Below are 1,185 nucleotides of genomic sequence, written 5' to 3'. Positions count from 1 at the left end.
AGGATTGGCACAAAAAACAACCGGAATTATTCAAAAAGAAAATCTATGATCTATCGGGACTTGACAGCTACGGAAACCGTATCGTTTGCCGCAATCGCATAGGCACTGTTCAATGAAGTATGATCATCCACCCAGTTTTTCCCGTCAGTACTGGTAACGAAATGACTGGATTGCGGAAATTGCGTATAAGAAACAGCAACAAAACGTGTGCCATCCCATACCACGTCATAGTAGTCATCAAACACGGGGGAGGTTTGCTGCTGCCATGTATTGCCATCGCTACTGAACAGTATCCGGCCACTACTCCCTACCACGACAATGCCCGCCGTACCATGAGCCACAGCGCGCAACCTGCTGGTTGTGGGTGTTGCAGGCTTCGTCCAGTGAACTGCATCCGTACTGGTCAAAACAGTACCGTTGTCACCCACAGCCACGTACCTGGATCCCGTCCAGGTAATGTCATCAAGGTTGTCTGTCGTTCCGCTAGTCTGTGGAATCCAGGTTGTACCGTCATCACTGACAAGTATGAGGCCTTTGTCACCAACTGCCACAAAACGACCGTCTCCCCACGCCACACCCCGTAATTGTGCCTGCCCCCGGTCCCAGGATTTTGCGACAGTCCATTCAATGCCATGCGGGCTGGTAACGACAATATCTCTGCCTACCGCAACAAATTGCGAATCACCCCAAACCACGTCCTGCAGCTGCAGCGCCTCGCCGAACCTGGGATTGGCCCATCGCCATTTGATCTCCGACCCTTGAGACATACCCGGCAACAACAGGCCGACGCCCAAAAACAGCACACTTATCAATCCTAAAAAACGGTTACGCATGTCAATACCTCTTCATTTTGAAAATATGCGGGTATGTCTGTCTTTTTTGTATATACCAAAAGCACAACAACTCTGACATGAAGCAAATCAATTATTCATGGCTTCTCTAAAAAAATAGGGCTTGATTTCGGGAAAAACAATGACAAATATCTACGATTGCTGCGCTTGCGCGCCAAAAGATACGGAATGGTTGTCCTGCATCAAACCCGCTGAATAAAGGGTCGGCAAAAAAGCTAGTGTAGTGTTGCATTTTGCTTGGAACTTAACCGGCGATTAGCACGAACAACTTTAGCCAAGATATCCTTAGCCTTGGCTGTCCAGATGAATGGCTTGGGTTTTTGGTTGTGTATGG

Annotated in this window: 1 protein-coding gene; it reads right to left on the bottom strand. The window is 48.4% G+C overall.

What is annotated here, in order from left to right:
• Positions 1–50 precede the first annotated feature (50 nt).
• The gene (locus ACOCD2_RS20865) at positions 51–833 is read right to left on the bottom strand and encodes a sialidase family protein (RefSeq protein WP_293650353.1); all 783 of its coding nucleotides are present in this window, start codon (positions 831–833) and stop codon (positions 51–53) included.
• Positions 834–1,185 lie beyond the last annotated feature (352 nt).

Origin of the sequence: Thiolapillus sp., from assembly GCF_048562965.1 — a bacterium.
Taxonomy (GTDB): domain Bacteria; phylum Pseudomonadota; class Gammaproteobacteria; order Chromatiales; family Chromatiaceae; genus Thiolapillus; species Thiolapillus brandeum_A.
This window is presented reverse-complemented; position numbering and strand designations above follow the sequence as displayed.

What these genes read in the sequence shown, in the direction of transcription:
- ACOCD2_RS20865 (WP_293650353.1), bottom strand. Translation starts at nt 833, where the DNA reads ATGCGTAACCGTTTTTTAGGATTGATAAGTGTGCTGTTTTTGGGCGTC.